Source organism: Acinetobacter sp. 1424608, from assembly GCF_000588255.1.
In the GTDB taxonomy this organism is placed as follows: domain Bacteria; phylum Pseudomonadota; class Gammaproteobacteria; order Pseudomonadales; family Moraxellaceae; genus Acinetobacter; species Acinetobacter nosocomialis.
Window position 1 is genome coordinate 1 of record NZ_JFXL01000005.1, and the last position, 16,353, is coordinate 16,353.

Here is a 16,353-nt window from a genome sequence, read left to right on the forward strand (position 1 = left end):
CCTGCCACTATTTTTAAGATTGCTTCATTGTGACCAAGCGTTAAGCGAATGTTGGCATCGGGTAGATCTTGCAAAATAGCATTATCAAAGACTTCTCGAGTACCAGAACCTTCCTCACGTAATATCCATTCTATGTCATGAAAATCTTGAGGCGTAAGTGGGCGATTTAAACGTGTTAAAGGATGATCTGGTGAACAGCACACTGCTAATTCATCATCGCGCCAATGAATACATTGGAGTTGAGGTAAGTGACAAGAACCTTCAATTAAAGCTAAATCTAATTGGAACTGATTCACAGCTTCAATCATTTGGCGTGTGTTACCTACTTGAAGTTGTAAATGTGCTTGCGGATGACGCTGTAAAAAGTTAGCCATTAAATCAGGCATTAAATAGTCACTGATAGTTAAGGTCGCCCCAATACGAAGGTCAATGCTTTGTAACTCACCTTTTGCAGCTTGTTCAAAAGCTTCACAGCGCCCTAATATCTCTAATGCTTGTGGAAGTAAAAAACGTCCAAGATCATTTAGTTGTAAGCGCTTCCCTAAACGATCAAACAAAGGAGCACCTAAGCCGTCTTCTAAATCAGCTAAAGCCATACTTGCTGCACTTTGCGTCAGTCTGACCGCATCACTGGCTTTAGTAACGGTTCCTTCTTGGGCGACTGCTACAAAAACAGCCAACTGGCGTAATGTCATCCGCATGTTTAAAAGCCTTAACGTTTAAAAGTATTCATTATTTCGGCTGTCATGCTAACATGAGCGCACTATTTCATGCCACGTTGAAATCATGTCAATTGAAAAATTTAGCGTAGAAAAAGTTTTATCTGTTCATCGTTGGACCCCAACACTTTTCAGCTTTACCATGACTCGCCCTTCACATTTTAAATTTACCGCAGGTCAGTTTGCGCGTATAGGTTTAAAGGTGGGGGAGGAACTGGTTGTTCGTGCTTATTCGGTGGTGTCTTCTCCATTTGATGAAACGCTAGAGTTCTTCTCAATTGTTGTACCAGACGGTGCCTTCACCTCGAATCTGCAGCATTTGAAAGTCGGTGATGAGCTATATTTAGAAAAAATTCCATATGGCTATCTGACTTTGGCGCGTTATCAGCAACCTTTACCGCATGATTTATGGTTATTGGCAACAGGTACTGGTTTGGCTCCATTTTTGTCGATGCTACAAGACTTTGAAACTTGGTCTAATTATCAAAAGATCAATTTGGTCTACAGTGTACGTACAGCAGATGAATTGGCTTATGTTGACCGTATTCAAGAGATTGCCGAAACTTTTGGCGAAGGGCATGTAGGTTTTAAATTTATTCCAATTATTACCCGAGATCCATCTGCGCCGTTGCATGAACGTTTACCGATATTAATTGAAAATGGTGAGTTAGAAAAAGCAGCAAGTCTGGAACTTAATTCAGCAACCAGTCATGTCATGCTATGCGGAAACCCACAAATGGTTGACGATACGAAAGAGGCTTTAAAACGCCGCGGTTTGACGATGAATCGTCGTGGTGAGGGAAATATTGCAGTAGAGAATTATTGGTAAAAACCGAAAGTAAAAATATTTTAAGAGAATTTTTATGGATATGTTTATTAATGGACAAACATATCCATAAATTCACGAATTTCTGAAATTGCACTGTCTACATCTGTTGAAAGCCAAGTTGGCTCAAAAAGCCCCGCATAATATTCAAGACGATCTTGAGGAACAACCAAACGAACAGGGCAGTCTTCTTCAAGTAAACGCCATGGTAAAATAGGCACTTCGTTGTCCAGAAATACATTGATATTACGAATATCAACAATCATCGCATTAACACATTCAGGGAATGGCATGACCGAGAACTCTTCGGTACGGCGACGGAAATACTCAAGATCACCCCATTTGAGCTCATAGCTTGGCTTATTAAATTCAATAATACCAATGAGATGGTCATCTCTTGTCTGATGTAAATAACATTGATGTGTGACGTCAGTGTCGAGATCAAGAGTTACGCTTTGCTGACGATACATCATAAAATTGAGTAGCTTTAAAACAAGGGGGCTTATTATAGCCTATTTTATAAAAAGTAAGCGCTAAAACATATTGTATTACAAATCCAACTTCGCAAAAGAATTTGAATAAGTCAGAATATTTTTTATATAGTCAAAAATAAAGTGGCTAAATTTTATACTAAAATTATTTTTTTTAAAGTAGAGTTTTGCAAACCTAGTCACCTTCGCATAATGCTTTTTCACACAATGCAACAAATCAAATTGTTATGATGAATATAAAGTTAATGATAATAGAAGAGGGGAAAGAAGATGCATGATTTTTCAAAACCACCTCATGTGACGAGTCCTGAAGAGACTGCAAAAAAAAGAAGATTGCCAGTTTATATTTTAATTATTGTAGGGCTTTTTCTTCTTGCGCTTATTGTTTATATGGTTGCTGAACATAACCAATCACCAAAACAAGAAGCGGCTTTTCAACATGAGACTACACCACATGTCATGATGGGTAATTCTGATTTGAAAACTTACAAAGGATAGTAAGCTCACCAGTATATATCTATAGAAAGCCTTTAGGATGTGCCGTGAAGGCTTTTTTTGCAATCTTTTGCATCAATTTGTTGTATTTATGCAGAAGAATGTTGATTGAAAAATATTCAAAACATAAGGTGACATAGACCGCATTTATCGTCATTTTTTACAACGAACTGGTGTTTTTCATTTATTGATAACACTGAAAAGAACATAACAATTGAGGACATAACAATATGAATGAATTTTTTAATGGGCCTCGCGGCGCTCAGTTTGATGCGATGTATTACTGGGATCAGTTTCATCCTATTTTAGCTGCAATTGTCATCTTACTGGTTGGCTGGATAATCGCTTTATTAGTTGCGGCAGGGGGGAAAAAACTTCTGCAAAAATTAAATACGAATGCCAAATTATCTTCAGCTACAGGACGTACTCCCAACATAGAAGGCCTCGTCTCCAAAGTCATATTCTGGTTTATTCTGATTCTTGCTGTTGTTGCCGCTTTAAATGTGCTCAACATTAGTGGAGTGAGTGGGCCATTTAGCAATATGGTGAATCAGGTACTCGTCTATATTCCAAATATCATTGCTGCCGTGGTGGTGGGTTTCATTGGCTGGATCGTTGCTCGACTGGTGCGGGCAGGAATTACAAATGTGCTATCCAGAACGCAACTTGATGACAAGTTAAGTAGTGAAGTAGGGGTAGGGGGAATTAGCCAGAATATTGGTGAAATTCTTTACTGGCTTGTATTATTACTTTTCCTTCCTATTGTACTCTCAATCTTAGGGTTAACAGGTTTACTTATTCCTGTTCAAAATATGGTGAATGAGGCAATCGCCTTCCTACCAAATATCTTTATTGCTGGCGTTATCGTTTTTGTTGGTTATATCTTGGCAAAAATTGTACGCGGTATTGTTGAGGGCCTAATTAATAGCTTAGGCGTTCAAGCACAAGCTGAAAAAATCGGTCTTTTCAAAAACTCAAATGTAGGCAAATTCTTAGGTTCTTTTGTTTTTGCCATTATTATCATTACGACATTAATTGTGGCATTTGAAGCTTTAGGTATTGAGACTATTTCTCAGCCAGCGACAGCAATGCTCAATGAAATCTTGCAAGCGATTCCAAACATTATTGCTGCCGGATTAATTTTACTGGTTGCTTATATTGTTTCTCGTTTTGTTGGACGTTTGGTTGCCGAACTCATTGCGGGAACAGGTGTTGATGAAATCCCTGCAAAATTAGATGTACAACGCTTTTTAGGTCAAACTAAAGTTTCTGGCGCTGTGGGTTGGTTAATCGTGTTCTTTACGATGCTGTTTGCAGTTTCAGAAGCTGCTGACCGTCTTGGTTTTGAACAGATTAGTGGTCTAATTGCAATGTTTATCCATTTCGGTGCAAACATTCTATTGGGCGCTGTAATTTTGGTTATTGGTTTCTGGCTTGCCAATGTTGTGGCAAATGTGGTGCAACGCGGTGAATATAATAGTTCACGTTGGTTAGGTAGTTTGGTTCGTGTCTTAATTATTGGTTTAGTCCTTGCGCTTGGTTTAAAAGCGATGGGTATTGCTGATTCGATTGTGAACCTTGCATTTGGCTTAACTCTAGGTGCAGTTGCAGTGGCTTTCGCACTTGCATTTGGTTTAGGTGGTCGTCAACCAGCTGAAAGATTGCTGTCTGACTTGCTTGATAAAGCGAAAAAAGAAGCTAATCAACCAAATCCTTTATATCAACCAGCTTCTACTACAACAGCAAGTACGTCTTCGGCTTCAACTCCGTCAACGACTACAACAGCACCATCAACAACAGTTTCATCTGATGCAAAACCAGCTGATTCTGCACAAGTAAATCCATCACAACCACCAGTAAATAAACCGTTTGGTTCTACTGGCGAAAATGATGAAATTTAGTAGGTGTAACTAATTTTCAGATAAACAGTACAAAAAATCTTTGATTTTTGTGATAAGTTCGACCACTCTATATTGAGTGGTCGTTCTGTCTTTGACAGCTATAAAAACAAATAAGTGAGGAAAATACGATGAAGAAGCCTGGTCGTTTTTTAGCACCTGTTGTAATTGCTGGGATTACCGTAGGTTTTTTAGCAAGTGCTTATAAATTTGTATTTAGCAAATCTGATTCATCAAAACAGGCAACAACACATACACGTGATGCTGACAAATCATCAAGTGATGCGAAAGCAGCAAATTAGCGTATTCAACAGTTAAACATATTGTGCTGCTGCATAAGCAGAAGACCAAGCCCATTGGAAGTTATAGCCTCCTAAGTGGCCAGTCACATCAAGTACTTCTCCAATAAAGAACAGTCCTTTCTGCTTTTTGCTTTCGAGTGTTTTAGATGAAACTTCGGTTGTATCAACTCCACCTAAGGTAACTTCGGCAGTACGATATCCTTCAGTGCCTGATGGTTTAACTGAAAAACCATGTAACTGCTCGGCAATATGTTCTAGCTGTGCATCACTCATATTACCAATTGCCATTTCGCTATGCTCGGGCCATATGAGTTGTTGTAGCTCTTGTACAATACTTTTTGCAGTAAACTCATTAAGAAGGGTACGTAATAAAACTTTAGGCTGTGCTTTCTTTTTATCTTTTAAATAAGTCGTTAAATCTTGGCTTGGGAAAAAGTCAATTTTAAAACTTTCACCGGTATTCCAGTAGTTAGAAAGCTGTAAAGAACTTGGCCCACTTAATCCACGATGGGTAAATAATAACGCTTCAGTAAAGCTATTTTTTGAATTGCTTAACGTGACATCTAAAGCGTTACCACTTAAGCGCGTGGTGACTTCTTTGATATGATCCGAAAAAGTAAATGGAACTAAACCAGCGCGGGTTGGGAAAACTGTATGTCCAAACTTTTGTGCTAGTTCATAGCCAAATCCAGAACCGCCCAAAGTCGGAATAGATAAACCGCCTGTAGCAACGGCTAATGACTCACAGCTAAATCGACCTTGGTTGGTGTGTACAGAAAAACCGCCTTGTTCTAATGGATCAATCTGCCCAACTTCACAATCGGTCTGGATTTCAACATTGTTGGTTTTATTACACTCACTCACCAACATCTCTAAAATTTCTTTAGCGCCGTTTAGGGTAAATAATTGGCCGTGTTTACGTTCTTCATAGGCAATTCCATAATCACACACCAGACCAATAAAGTCCCAGTTGCTATAGCGTGACAGGGCAGAAATGACAAAGTGTGGATTATGAGAAATATAGTTGTCAGGCTCTACATACAGGTTGGTAAAGTTACATTTACCTCCACCCGACATTAAAATCTTTTTACCAATTTTATTGGCTTTTTCTAAAATTAAAACCGAGCGTCCTCGTTTAGCAGCATGTGCAGCCAACATGAGTCCAGAAGCGCCTGCACCTAAGACAATGACATCGACATGACTGTTAGACATAAGAGATTCTCGATTAATCGTGAAAATTAAAAAGGGGCATATACTACCATGTCAGCCCTTACTCGTGCTAAAGACATTTATGATGGTAGAGAAAACGTTAACTAAAAAAGAGTGAATTATTGGTCCGTTTTATTTCTTATATCTGCCTGTAAACCACCAGAATGAATAGCGAGAATACGAGTTCCTTCGGAAAAGTAATTATTTTTTATAAGGTCGGATAAACCGAACATCATTTTTCCCGTATAGATTGGTTCAAGAGGCACAGCATATTGCGCTTCAAAACCTTTAATAAATGCAAATAGTTCAGGTGACGTTTTGGCATAACCACCGCAGCAATAAGCATCTGTTAGCGACCAATTTTGTTTTTTAGTCCACCGACGAATCTCTTGTTGTAAAAAGTCGCCTTTTAAAGCTGAAAATCCTAAGACTTTTTGATGTGTTGAACTTTTTTCAATAAGACCTGAAATTGTTCCGCCAGTTCCTACCGCACAGCAAATCACATCATATTTCTCTAAATCACTCTGACTAAGAATTTCCTGACAACCTTGAACTGCTAACTTATTGGTGCCGCCTTCAGGGATTATGTATGTTTCAGGAAACTGTTGAATTAACTGTTGAAGAAAGTTTTCATCATCTCTCAAACGATATTCATTGCGTGAGACAAAATGTAGCTGCATTCCTAAACTTTGTGCTTTTTCCAAAGTGGGGTTAAGCGGCTTATTCGCTAACTCTTCACCACGAATAATTCCAATGCTGTTTAAGCCAAAAATATGAGCTGCATAGGCCGTTGCGGCAATATGATTTGAATAAGCGCCACCAAAAGTCAAAATATTTAATAGTCCTTGTTGTTTTGCGGCAAGTAAATTGTATTTTAATTTGAAAAACTTATTGCCCGAAATTTGAGGATGGACGAGATCTAAACGTTTAATGTCGAGATGAACAGATGATGGGAGTTCAATGTGCTGGTAAGAAATAGGTTGGGCAATGTGATCAAACATTAGAAATTGAGAAAAATAATGAATGATCACATTGTAACTTTTTAAAGAGAACTTTAAAAAGCTGATTAAGAGCTTGTGTCGACAGAAGTAATCACTGACATACCAGGGCGTAAGTGTTCCATTCCTTCCTGATTTGGGTCGATAGTGATACGTACAGCTATGCGTTGCACAACTTTAGTAAAGTTACCTGTCGCATTGTCTGGCTTTAACACACTGAACTCGGAACCTGCAGCAGGCGAAATTTGCTCAACATGTCCTGTAAATTTTTTGTGGTTCATCGCATCCACTGTAAACCATGCTTTTTGTCCAATTCGCATATTGGCAATTTGGGTTTCTTTAAAGTTAGCAATCACCCAAGTTTGTTGTGGAATTAAGTACAGCAACTGTGAACCTGCTGCGACATATTGCCCAACACGAGGATTTACTTCCCCAAGTTGACCATCCATAGGGGCAACAATAACGCTATAGTCTTTGGTGGTTTGTGCTTGATCTAATTGTGCTTTAGCGCTAGAAACTTGTGCTTCTAAACCTGCTTCTGCGACCTGTGCGGTTTTTAAAGCCTCTTTTGCAACTAATACATTAGCTTCTGCTTGCTTAAGGGCTGCGAGATTATTTTCGGCATCTGCTGCGGCTTTATCTTGCTCAGATTTAGAGGCTGCACCACTATTTCCTAACTGCTGATAGCGTCTAAGCTGTGCTAAAGAGAGTTCGTATTGAGCCTTCACCTGATCTACTTTGGCTTGCGCCGCAACAATATCAGCTTGTTTTTGTGCGATGGATTGGGTTTGATTAGCTAAAGTATTTTTAGCCTGTTCAACGCCTGAAGCCGCTTGTGCTACTTTTTGATCGTAAGTAGTGGCATCAATATGCATTAATACTTGACCCTTTTTAACATGGTCAAAGTCTTTCACTAATACATCTTTAACATAGCCATTAATTTGTGAAGATAAAACAGTGGTTTTACCTTTGACATAACTATTGTCCGTTTGCTGTACACTCGTTGCAAAAGGCCCAATTCTCCATGCCCATAAAATTACTAAAATACCAATAATAAGAACACCTAACATCCATAAGAGGGTTGAGCGTTTTGTTGGAATCAGTTTACTTGCAGGTGCAGGTGCAGGTGCAGGTGCAGGCGTTGGCTCATTATTAGATGTTTGAGCAGGGCTTTGTTCCGGTTTATTTTGATCATCTGACATATATCAATCTCAATTTCTGTTTCATCAATAACGAAAGCCATTAAGGACGGCTAATTCCTCTGCGTTGTAGATATTTACTACGGGCAATATTAAATCCACCCCATAAGAGCAATGCGATAGCAAAAATACCGTTTAACGCAATAACATCATTGTAGGCACGCACTTGTGCTTCACGGGTGACCACTTGATTGAGTGTGCGCATGGCCTGAGCCGTTTGTAATGCCGGGTCATTTGTTGTGATGGCTGCACTACGCTGATAAGTGGAGAGCCTTTGAGAAACTAACGGGTCGGATTGTTCTAAATCTTTAATAATCTCGACTTGATAGTTTTGCGTGCGGTGTTGTTGATAGGTCGAGAAGAAAGAAGACCCGACCAGACCACCAAAGGTTTGAGTTGCAGAGAACAGCACAATAAAAGTCACTACATATGAAGGACCTTTTGCTAAAGTTTGAGCAAAGCCAATAAGCAGTAATGGCCCAATAAATAAACCACCTGCAAAACCCACTAAGAATTGACTTGCAAAAAAGTTCACAGGTCGAACATCACTGGTTAAGTGATAATCTAGTCCACAGGCAACCAGAATCAAGAACTCTGCAAAAAGTAAGTGGAAGATAATTCGTTCGCGTGAAAAAGTCAGTGCACTAAATAATGTTCCGCTTAAAATCCCGATAAATATCACAACATAAAGAGGTACAAACTGATCAGGTCCCATTCCCATGGCTTTTAAGAAGTTAACAGCAGCATAGCTTTGCTCTGACATTAGAAGCCGAATCGCAAAAGCACCAAAAATAAAACGTAGTGTCGAAGCAGTACCTAACCAACGTGTCATAATTAATGGATTGGCACGGTAGTGTTCGTAAAGTAAACCTAAAACAACTAAGCTAAAACCTGCAATTAATATATAAGCAAGCCATTCGCTATTAAACCACCACAGAATTGGTCCTTGTGTAAGCACAATACATAAGCATGCAAAACCAGGAGCCAGTAAAGCAAAGGTAAAGAAATCCTGCTTCTCAAACACATAAATACGTAAGCTGCGTGGTAGTTTTAATGAAACAACCATAGCTAAACAACAAAGTGCTAAACCAAGCTCAAAGGTATATAGAACAGACCAACTGTCTGTACTAACAAGAAATGGAGAAATAATCCAAGCGAGAGGAACACCTAACTGCTGAAAACCAAAGGCAATGTATATACCTTTTGCCATGTCAGCTTTTTTAAAAGCTTGCATGGTGTAATACATACCTAAGGAGCTTAGTGGTGCACCTGCTAAACCAGCTACAACCCGTGCGAACAGCGCCATTTCATAGGTATGTACAAAAATATGTAAAACAAGAACCGCAATAAAAATGACGAGACCTATTTCTGAAAATACTCTCAGACCATATTGTTGACGGGCCTTAAACAAAATCAGGTTTGAACTGACATTTGCCATAACATATGCAGCAGGCAGCCATGCAGCTTCGGAAGGGGTTAGGCCATACTCACCTTGAATTAAAGGCAAATTTGCCGTGATAAAGCCATTACTTAAGCTTGCCGAAAGAGCAACGAATAGCCCAATGAAAAAATAGATAAAACGTTTAGGTACAGAATGTGCAATCGCTGCTGGTGAACCAGGTAGAGTCGGTTGTTCCTCTGGTGTCCAGTCGGGTGGTGTTTCTAAATAACGAGGCGTTTTACTCATTCTATCCCTCGAATTTTTTGTATTTGAATACCATTAAATAGTAATTCAATTGCTCGTTTTGCTAAGCGAGTCTGTTCTTCTGGCTCATGTCCTTGAAATGAAGAACCTAACATTGCAGTGACCATTGCATAGTCATTAGCAGTCAGATCAGCTCGACACAATTTTTGTTCTATCGCATTTTCAATCAGTGGTTTAAGTGCATTATTTCGCCTTTCATAAATTTTTAACATAATTGGATCTTGTCGATCAATCACTCTCCAAAAATCTTGCAAAATTGCGAGTTTGGGAAGCTGTGCAATATGTCCTTCAATTAAACGAAATAATCCATCCTCGAATTGTTGAAAATGAGCAGCTTTTTGCTCTAGCTGTGTAATCGCGCGCTCTAAAAGAGCGCTAATTAAAGCCTTTCGATCACAAAAGTTTCGGTAAAAGGTTGCTCTACCTACACCTGCATGGTCAATGACAACTTGTAAAGGCACATTAATGCCATGAATACGGAAACATTCTTCGGCAGCAGTGAGTAATTCATCCCGATTATGGGCTGCAATTTTTTGACGCTTACTCATGTCATGGATTGGGGGAGATTTAAAGATGATATATTTAACGGACATTTTTGTCCGTTGTGAAGAGATAAATTGTAAAAACATGAAAATTCAATTTTTATCATTTATATTTTTCCATTTTTATATGTGTCATAAAAAGCTGCTAGAATATCGCCAAATTGCATGATGCTAGGTCAATACAATGTTTGAGTCCCTTATTCCTCTTTTTTCAATTGCGATGGCATTGATGCTTGGAGCAATAAGCCCTGGGCCGAGCTTTATTTATGTAGCACAAAATTCAATTTCTAAATCACGTAAACATGGTTTGTTTACTGCTTTAGGTACAGGTACGGGGGCTGCTCTTTTTGGTTTTTTAGCCGTCATGGGGTTACAGGCAGTTTTGTTGGCAGTGCCTTCAGCTTATCTAATTTTAAAAATTGGTGGTGGACTGTATTTACTTTGGCTTGCTTTTAAAATTATCAAACATGCCAAAGAACCAATTGCCATGGAAAATGATGGCAAATCAAAAATGACCTATAAACAGGCATATCGATATGGCCTGATTACACAGTTAAGTAACCCGAAAATTGCTGTTGTATTGGCGAGTGTATTTACTGCTTTATTGCCCAAAGAAATCCCAAATTATTACTATGTTGCATTGCCAGTGATTTGTTTTATGATCGATGCGGGGTGGTATTCATGTGTTGCAATGCTGCTATCTTCAGAGAAGCCAAGAACAATGTACCTAAAAGCAAAAACTGGCGTTGACCGGGTAGCTGGAAGTATTGTGAGTATATTGGGCTTAAAGTTAATTTTCTTCAAATGATAAGTCTTTAATTAAAATATCTAAAAAATGCAGAGCCAGATATTTATAGACTGGCTTTATTTTTGGGTAAAATATATACAAATTGAAATATCTTTTTTAGTTCTTAACCATTTAAAAAGTGGTAACTTAATAAATAAAACAAAAAGAAATGAGGGTCACGCTATGAAAAAATTAATAGTGAGCATTTCTGTAGCTTTTCTTATCTTAACGACAGGATGTGAGATGAGAACAATGAGCAAGCAACAGTCAGCCAATGAGCGGACTATGAGCATAGTTGGTACTCCTGTTCATGAAAAAGATTACAAAATTTCTGATTTACAAGCCAACAATCATGAGCAATCTAACTATTAAGTTACTCATAGGCTGCATCACTTACTGCATTTTAAATGTAGTAAGTGCCTGTGAGCCTGCATCTTTAGATTGGAAGCTTTTTCAAGAAAAATATGATGTAAATCATGATGGTTTGTACAGCTTAAAAGAGTTTCAACAGGTACAAGATTTCTATCCTTATCGTTGGCCTACGGATAAGCGTTTTCAGGGAGAGAATAAGCAAACAGAACTATTTCATTATTTAGATAAAAATAAGAATGGTTATTTAACAAATGAGGAATTGGGGAATATACACGTTTTACTTAGTAACCCTTGTGAAGGGCGGCCATGGACATAATTTAAATCTTCTTATAGATGTTTCTAGAAAATTTATAGTTAAAAAAAGCTCCCAAATTAGGGAGCTTTTTTATGAAGGCAAATTAAGACACTTTATCGCCAGGTTTTGCACCACTATCTGGAGAAATAATGAAAATACCTTCACCATTTCCAGCAGCAAGTACCATACCGTTTGAAATACCAAAACGCATTTTACGTGGTGCGAGATTAGCAACCATCACGACTAATTTGCCTTTTAGGTCTTCTGGAGCATATTGGCTACGAATACCACTAAATACATTACGTGGTTCAGCTTCACCTACGTCTAACGTCAGTTGTAGCAATTTATCTGAACCCTCAACTGTACCTGCTTCAATGACTTGAGCAACACGTAAGTCAACTTGCAAGAAATCTTCAATACCGATAATTTCAGCTTCACCCACTGCTGGAGTAGGAGCTGCCTTTTTCTCGGCAGATTTCTCTTTTTTTGCTGTTGCTTTAGTTGCTTGTGGAGCAGGAGCACCTAAAGACTCTTTCGAAGCATCAACCATAGCCGCAACAGCTTTTGGATCAACACGCTGCATAAGAGGTTGGAACTGCGCAATTTCATGGCTTACAAGAATTTGTTTGCGTGACTCGAAATCGAAGCTTTCAAGTTTTAAGAAATCTTGAACTTGCTTAGCCAAAGTTGGAAGAACTGGCGCCAAGTACACTGCGAGTTGACGGAATAAGTTGATACCAACAGAGCAGACATCAAGAACTTGTTGTTCTTGACCTTCTTGTTTAGCAAGAGCCCAAGGCTTTTTCTCATCAATATATTGGTTTGCGCGGTCAGCAAGCGCCATAATTTCACGAATGGCTGTAGAGAATTCACGTGCTTCATATGCTTTAGCAATTGAATCACCAGCATCAATAAAGCTTTGTACTAACTCAGATTCAGCACATGTACTTGATAGCGTATTGTTAAAGCTACTATTAATGAACTTCGCACAGCGACTTGCAATATTGACGACTTTACCAACTAGATCTGAATTTACTTTCTGAACAAAGTCATCAAGGTTCAAGTCAGAGTCTTCAACTTTATCTGAAAGTTTAGAAGCGAAGTAGTAACGTAAATACTCTGGGTTTAAATGCTGTAAATACGTCTCGGCCTTAATGAAAGTACCGCGAGACTTAGACATTTTTTGTCCATTTACAGTCAAGAAACCATTTACGAACAAGCCTGTTGGAGTGCGATAGTTCGCACCTTCAAGCATTGCAGGCCAGAATAAAGCATGGAAGTAAACAATATCTTTACCAATAAAATGGTAAACCTCATTTTGACTATCTTTTTTCCAGAAATCATCAAAGTTTAAGTCTGGACGTTTAGTTTTGATATAGTTTTCAAAACTAGACATATAGCCGATTGGGGCGTCTACCCACACATAGAAATATTTATTTGGGGCGTCTGGAATTTCAAAGCCAAAATATGGTGCATCACGAGAAATGTCCCAGTCTGCTAAACCCGCTTCAAACCATTCGTCTAATTTATTGGCAATTGAAAGAGGTAGACGACCTTCATCACGCGTCCATTTCTGTAAATATTCAGAGAAGTTTGGAAGCTTAAAGAAATAGTGATCTGATGATTTTTCAACAGGTGTTGCACCACTTAAAGTCGAACGCGGGTTAAGTAATTCGGTTGCGTTATAAGTTGTACCACAAACTTCACATGAGTCGCCGTATTGATCTTCTGATTTACATTTCGGGCATGTGCCTTTAATGAAACGGTCAGACAAGAACATACCTTTTTCTGGATCAAATAATTGAGTTACAGGGCGAACTGCAATATTTCCAGCTTCACGGTTTTTAATATAGATATCTGTTGAACGAGCTTTGTTTGCATCACTATGAGTTGAATCATAATGATCGAAATGTACGCCAAAACCGTCAAAATCACGAATGTGCTCTTTTTGAACATTCGCAATTTGCTCTTCTGGGCTAATACCATTTGCTTCGGCACGTAGCATAATCGCTGTACCGTGAGCATCATCCGCACATACATAAGTCACGTCATGACCCATTGCCCGCATGGCACGAACCCAGATATCTGCCTGGATATAACCGAGTAAATGACCCATATGAATTGGACCATTGGCATAAGGGAGGGCATTGGTGACTAAAATTTTACGCACGGATCTCATTCTCTCATTCGTATTTATAAGGTGGAAGATTTTAACTGATGCAGGGAGATAAGCAAAGATTAATAATCTTTGTCTAAAGAGAAGAGGTAGCTACAGAAATGGGCCTAAAGCCAGAAAGGATTTCTCTTTAGAACAGATAAACAAATCAAAAAATATTTGAATCTTCCTGTATTGTCTTTGTTTCAAATTGCAGTTACGGTCAGAAAAAAAGCCATAACGATGTATAACTAATAACTTATTCAGGTAATTTTTTTAATTAACGATGAGGATAACAACGATGACTACTGAAAATAAATTAGATGAATTAAAGGCAAAAGCGGCTGATGCAAAAGTACAAGGTGAAAAAGCTTTGGACGATTTAAAAGAAAATATAAAAGAGAAACAAGCTGCTGGCAAAGAAGCAGTTGAAGATAAAGTAGATGAATTGAAAGCAAAAGCAGCAGATGCAAAAGCCCAAGGTGAAAAAGCCTTGGAAGATTTAAAAGAAAATGTAAAAGAGAAACAGGCCGATGGTAAAGAAGCTGTTGAAGATAAAGTAGATGAACTAAAGGCAAAAGCAGCAGATGCAAAAGCCCAAGGTGAAAAAGCCTTAGATAATTTGAAGGATAATGTAAAAGAGAAACAGGCGGCTACAAAAGAAGCAGTGGAAGAGAAAGCCAGTGATTTGAAGAGCAAACTTGATGATGCTCAGCATAGTCTGCAAGACAAATTTGATCACCTGCGAACTGAAGCAGCTCATAAACTTGATGATGCTAAAGCAAAAGCAGCAGAATTAAAGGAAGAGGCTGCATCAAAATTAGATGAGTTAAAAACTCAAGCAACTGCAAAGTTTGATGAATTGAAGAAAACGGCAACAGATAAACTCAATAAATTGAAAAATCACGATTCTGCTGAATAAGCTGATTTAAACAAAAATTCGTGCTCCTCACTCAAATGATGAGGCTTTAAAATTAGCAATTATTCATTTCGAGTTGAGCGAGTGCGGATCAATACTGTTACACTAGCTCCAACAAGCTGTAATGATCTGTTTTTGGAGTAAACAATATGTCTTGGCTTTCTTCATTAAAGTCCGTTTTTTCACCCGCACAAGAAGTGAAAGAAGATGAAATCCAAACCGTACTCCAAAACTATTTACTACCCCATTCAAAAGATGCCTTAAAAGAGCGCATTAGTCAGCTTCAGGTACAAGGCCGAGTTTTACAGCTCACCATTAATACCTTTCCAGATGAAAAAGAGTATTTGCAACAAATTCATGATGATTTGGCTGGAGCTTTACAAAAGTGTGGTATTGAAGAACTTAACTTACATGTAGTTCAACAAAAACGTCCTGCTCAAGAAAGTTCAGGCCAAGGCTGCTCATCTAAAGCACCTAAAGAAAGTGCGAACTTACCTCCTGTGCTTGATGCCTCACCTAAATCTGAACCTGATCCAAACAATCCTCCGATTCAAAAAGCTGCTCCACAACAAAGAGATGTTCCACTTCATCCTCGGATTAAAAACGTCATTTTAGTTTCATCTGGGAAAGGTGGAGTTGGTAAGTCAACAACTACTGTCAATTTAGCACTTGCCTTACAGAAAATGGGGCTTAAGGTTGGGGTATTAGATGCCGATATTTATGGCCCAAGTATTCCAACTATGCTGGGTAATGCAGGCAAAACACCTCTTATTGAAAGTGAAAACTTTGTACCTTTGGAAGCATATGGTATGGCTGTGCTTTCTATTGGACATTTAACAGGTGACAACAATACTCCTGTTGCATGGCGTGGACCAAAAGCAACCGGTGCTTTAATGCAATTGTTTAACCAAACACTTTGGCCAGATTTAGATGTACTCATGATTGATATGCCGCCGGGTACCGGTGATATTCAACTTACGCTTGCACAGCGTATTCCGGTTACAGGATCAATTATTGTCACTACACCACAAAATGTTGCTTTACTGGATGCGACCAAAGGAATTGAGCTGTTTAATAAAGTTGGCATACCTGTATTGGGTGTAGTTGAAAATATGTCGACTCATATTTGCTCGAATTGTGGACATGAAGAACAAATTTTCGGCATTGGTGGTGGTGATAAGCTTTCCGAGCAATACCATATTCCATTATTAGGTCGTTTGCCTTTAAATGCTCAAATACGTGAACACGCTGATGAGGGTAAACCAAGTGTTGTAGCAATGGATGACGCAGCTGATAGCTACATTGATATTGCGAAAGCTGTGTGGCAACAAATTGAAAAAATTCCTCAACGCACGCGTGATGATAAACGAATCTTTTGATTCCACTGACCCAGCTTTAAGCTGGGTTTTTTATTGGTTGGTTAAAAGAAAAAATTAAATTA

The 16,353-nt window shown here is 38.6% G+C and carries 17 protein-coding genes; 9 read left to right on the forward strand and 8 right to left on the reverse strand.

All coding sequences use genetic code 11. The features are described 5' to 3' along the window. A partial coding sequence (gene gigC, locus J678_RS10760; RefSeq protein WP_050675883.1) for a LysR family transcriptional regulator GigC occupies positions 1-701 on the reverse strand: 701 nt, incomplete at its 3' end. A gap of 85 nt (positions 702-786) precedes the next feature. On the opposite strand from gigC, the gene J678_RS10765 reads away from it, so the two are divergent. Beyond that, positions 787-1,548, forward strand: coding sequence for a ferredoxin--NADP reductase (locus tag J678_RS10765; protein ID WP_002050307.1), 762 nt, complete (start codon positions 787-789; stop codon positions 1,546-1,548). Positions 1,549-1,595: 47 nt separating this feature from the next. Here the strand turns inward: J678_RS10765 and J678_RS10770 are convergent, their stop codons facing one another. Then, positions 1,596-2,015 (reverse strand): hypothetical protein, encoded by a 420-nt coding sequence (locus J678_RS10770; protein ID WP_170318166.1) that lies wholly within the window; start codon positions 2,013-2,015, stop codon positions 1,596-1,598. 291 nt (positions 2,016-2,306) lie between these two features. On the opposite strand from J678_RS10770, the gene J678_RS10775 reads away from it, so the two are divergent. The 3 genes from J678_RS10775 (at position 2,307) to J678_RS22990 (ending at position 4,731) form a co-directional block, all read left to right on the forward strand. Beyond that, positions 2,307-2,534, forward strand: coding sequence for a hypothetical protein (locus J678_RS10775; RefSeq protein ID WP_002050410.1), 228 nt, complete (start codon positions 2,307-2,309; stop codon positions 2,532-2,534). 227 nt (positions 2,535-2,761) lie between these two features. After that, positions 2,762-4,432, forward strand: coding sequence for a mechanosensitive ion channel (locus J678_RS10780; RefSeq protein ID WP_031982394.1), 1,671 nt, complete (start codon positions 2,762-2,764; stop codon positions 4,430-4,432). A 128-nt stretch (positions 4,433-4,560) separates the two neighbouring features. Then, positions 4,561-4,731: a hypothetical protein gene (locus tag J678_RS22990; RefSeq protein ID WP_000742881.1), complete on the forward strand. Its 171-nt coding sequence runs from the start codon at positions 4,561-4,563 to the stop codon at positions 4,729-4,731. 12 nt (positions 4,732-4,743) lie between these two features. On the opposite strand, the gene J678_RS10790 is transcribed toward J678_RS22990, so the two are convergent. From J678_RS10790 to J678_RS10810, 5 genes are all read right to left on the reverse strand, one after another. Continuing rightward, positions 4,744-5,943: an NAD(P)/FAD-dependent oxidoreductase gene (locus J678_RS10790; protein ID WP_017394181.1), complete on the reverse strand. Its 1,200-nt coding sequence runs from the start codon at positions 5,941-5,943 to the stop codon at positions 4,744-4,746. Positions 5,944-6,059: 116 nt separating this feature from the next. Next, on the reverse strand, positions 6,060-6,941 hold the full coding sequence (locus J678_RS10795) for a 1-aminocyclopropane-1-carboxylate deaminase/D-cysteine desulfhydrase (protein ID WP_017394182.1): 882 nt from the start codon (positions 6,939-6,941) through the stop codon (positions 6,060-6,062). A 65-nt stretch (positions 6,942-7,006) separates the two neighbouring features. Further along, positions 7,007-8,140 carry an HlyD family secretion protein gene (locus tag J678_RS10800; RefSeq protein WP_004710365.1) on the reverse strand — a complete coding sequence of 378 codons (1,134 nt, stop codon included), beginning with the start codon at positions 8,138-8,140 and terminating at the stop codon, positions 7,007-7,009. 40 nt (positions 8,141-8,180) lie between these two features. Then, positions 8,181-9,824 (reverse strand): MFS transporter, encoded by a 1,644-nt coding sequence (locus J678_RS10805; protein WP_002050275.1) that lies wholly within the window; start codon positions 9,822-9,824, stop codon positions 8,181-8,183. Next, entirely contained in the window at positions 9,821-10,390 is a 570-nt protein-coding gene (locus J678_RS10810; RefSeq protein ID WP_022575897.1) for a TetR/AcrR family transcriptional regulator, read from the reverse strand. Before J678_RS10810 ends, J678_RS10805 begins: the two co-directional genes overlap by 4 nt. 178 nt (positions 10,391-10,568) lie before the next feature. Here J678_RS10810 and J678_RS10815 point away from each other — a divergent pair, with 178 nt between their 5' ends. The 3 genes from J678_RS10815 to J678_RS10820 all read left to right on the forward strand — a co-directional run bounded on the left by J678_RS10815 (position 10,569) and on the right by J678_RS10820 (position 11,859). After that, positions 10,569-11,192 carry a LysE family translocator gene (locus J678_RS10815; RefSeq protein WP_002050276.1) on the forward strand — a complete coding sequence of 208 codons (624 nt, stop codon included), beginning with the start codon at positions 10,569-10,571 and terminating at the stop codon, positions 11,190-11,192. A gap of 162 nt (positions 11,193-11,354) precedes the next feature. Further along, positions 11,355-11,543, forward strand: coding sequence for an NF038215 family lipoprotein (locus J678_RS23760; RefSeq protein WP_025466189.1), 189 nt, complete (start codon positions 11,355-11,357; stop codon positions 11,541-11,543). Beyond that, complete coding sequence (locus J678_RS10820) at positions 11,524-11,859, forward strand: EF-hand domain protein (RefSeq protein WP_002050345.1); 336 nt, start codon at positions 11,524-11,526, stop codon at positions 11,857-11,859. The genes J678_RS23760 and J678_RS10820 overlap by 20 nt, the downstream gene beginning before the upstream one ends. A gap of 82 nt (positions 11,860-11,941) precedes the next feature. Here J678_RS10820 and metG read toward each other — a convergent pair whose 3' ends face one another. Next, positions 11,942-14,008, reverse strand: coding sequence for a methionine--tRNA ligase (gene metG, locus J678_RS10825; RefSeq protein ID WP_017394184.1), 2,067 nt, complete (start codon positions 14,006-14,008; stop codon positions 11,942-11,944). A 379-nt stretch (positions 14,009-14,387) separates the two neighbouring features. Between metG and J678_RS0104110 the strand changes: the two genes are divergently transcribed. Both J678_RS0104110 and apbC read left to right on the forward strand, forming a co-directional pair. After that, positions 14,388-14,915 (forward strand): hypothetical protein, encoded by a 528-nt coding sequence (locus tag J678_RS0104110; protein WP_050456369.1) that lies wholly within the window; start codon positions 14,388-14,390, stop codon positions 14,913-14,915. Between the two features lie 146 nt (positions 14,916-15,061). Further along, entirely contained in the window at positions 15,062-16,291 is a 1,230-nt protein-coding gene (gene apbC, locus J678_RS10830) for an iron-sulfur cluster carrier protein ApbC (RefSeq protein WP_006581131.1), read from the forward strand. The last annotated feature ends 62 nt before the right edge of the window (positions 16,292-16,353 follow it).

Coding starts and splice junctions, on each gene's coding strand:
- J678_RS10765 (WP_002050307.1), top strand. CDS start 787: ATGTCAATTGAAAAATTTAGCGTAGAAAAAGTTTTATCTGTTCATCGT.
- J678_RS10770 (WP_170318166.1), bottom strand. CDS start 2,015: ATGTATCGTCAGCAAAGCGTAACTCTTGATCTCGACACTGACGTCACA.
- J678_RS10775 (WP_002050410.1), top strand. CDS start 2,307: ATGCATGATTTTTCAAAACCACCTCATGTGACGAGTCCTGAAGAGACT.
- J678_RS10780 (WP_031982394.1), top strand. CDS start 2,762: ATGAATGAATTTTTTAATGGGCCTCGCGGCGCTCAGTTTGATGCGATG.
- J678_RS22990 (WP_000742881.1), top strand. CDS start 4,561: ATGAAGAAGCCTGGTCGTTTTTTAGCACCTGTTGTAATTGCTGGGATT.
- J678_RS10790 (WP_017394181.1), bottom strand. CDS start 5,943: ATGTCTAACAGTCATGTCGATGTCATTGTCTTAGGTGCAGGCGCTTCT.
- J678_RS10795 (WP_017394182.1), bottom strand. CDS start 6,941: ATGTTTGATCACATTGCCCAACCTATTTCTTACCAGCACATTGAACTC.
- J678_RS10800 (WP_004710365.1), bottom strand. CDS start 8,140: ATGTCAGATGATCAAAATAAACCGGAACAAAGCCCTGCTCAAACATCT.
- J678_RS10805 (WP_002050275.1), bottom strand. CDS start 9,824: ATGAGTAAAACGCCTCGTTATTTAGAAACACCACCCGACTGGACACCA.
- J678_RS10810 (WP_022575897.1), bottom strand. CDS start 10,390: ATGAGTAAGCGTCAAAAAATTGCAGCCCATAATCGGGATGAATTACTC.
- J678_RS10815 (WP_002050276.1), top strand. CDS start 10,569: ATGTTTGAGTCCCTTATTCCTCTTTTTTCAATTGCGATGGCATTGATG.
- J678_RS23760 (WP_025466189.1), top strand. CDS start 11,355: ATGAAAAAATTAATAGTGAGCATTTCTGTAGCTTTTCTTATCTTAACG.
- J678_RS10820 (WP_002050345.1), top strand. CDS start 11,524: ATGAGCAATCTAACTATTAAGTTACTCATAGGCTGCATCACTTACTGC.
- apbC (WP_006581131.1), top strand. CDS start 15,062: ATGTCTTGGCTTTCTTCATTAAAGTCCGTTTTTTCACCCGCACAAGAA.